Origin of the sequence: Streptomyces sp. NPDC002130, assembly GCF_040296465.1 — a bacterium.
GTDB lineage: Bacteria > Actinomycetota > Actinomycetes > Streptomycetales > Streptomycetaceae > Streptomyces.
This window is the reverse complement of sequence record NZ_JBEOXI010001332.1, coordinates 1-1,003: the sequence shown is the minus strand read 5'-3', so window position 1 is coordinate 1,003 and position 1,003 is coordinate 1. Positions and strand designations below refer to the sequence as shown.

Here is a 1,003-nt window from a genome sequence, read left to right as displayed (position 1 = left end):
ATCCTGACCGGACTCGAGAGCCCAGGACAGGCACTCGGCGGTGACGGGGCAGCGGTTGCAGACAACCTTGGCATCAGCGATCTGAGCGAGGGCCGGTCCGCTGTTTCCCACCGGGAAGAACAGTTCGGGATCCTCGTCGCGACAGATTGCGTTGTGGCGCCAGTCCATCTTTTTTCGCTCCTTAATTGGGTGTGTATTCACACCATTTGGTACCAATGAGTTTGTGTGTGCGTCATCAATGTTTCCGCACTGTTACTTGTGAATGCTTTCACGAACTCACGGTATGTCAATAGGTTTGAACGGGTTCGTGGGCCAACTCACTAATTTGTGACACACCTGACGGCCACCTGGGCGTCACCGGCATTTTACCCGATTTCGGCTATTCGGCACCAGAGTTTTTGCAGGTCAAACGTGTTGCCTGACTCACGTCGCAATCGGTGCGAACACTTCCAGTGCATCCGGTACCGAGGTGAATTCGACCTTTTCGCGAAGTCCGATGTAGTCGCCGTCCATCTGCAGTCCGATCGGTCGCGACGATTCGATGGTGATTGACGGGACGTCGTCGGTGCGGAGAAGAACCTTCGATTTCGGCTCGGCGCCGCGTGCGAGGAGCTGTCGCACAACCCGCAAGGACGGTAGGACTTTGGTGCTCGTCATGGCGAAGATGCCGAGTCCGCTGTCGAAAGTCGTTCCCGGATTGGTGTGTACGGGGCGCTCTTCCAGATATGTCCACGGGCTCGAGTTCGACACGAACGCGTAGTGGACTCCGGAGACGGGATCCTGATCGGGAAGGTGGACGGTCAGTGCTGGTTCGGCTCGCTTGGCACGGAAGAACGCCGCGATTGCGGTTCGGACGTACCGGGCGGGTGTGGCGGCGTCACCGTTTTTGCGGCTGGCGTCGACGGCCTCCTTGAACCGGCCCTGCTCCGGCTGGGTCACCACGACTTCCTCGTCCTTGAAGATCTTGCCGCCGCCGACCGGGATCTCGTCGATGTTGGCCAGG

1 protein-coding gene and 1 pseudogene are annotated in these 1,003 nt (G+C 58.9%); both read right to left on the bottom strand.

The window, feature by feature from the left end; translation table 11 throughout:
• On the bottom strand, positions 1–168 hold a 168-nt coding region (locus tag ABT116_RS50740), incomplete at its 3' end, for a WhiB family transcriptional regulator (protein ID WP_351648740.1).
• 741 nt (positions 169–909) lie between these two features.
• Positions 910–1,003: pseudogene (locus ABT116_RS50735) on the bottom strand (iron-sulfur protein); the annotation flags it as partial.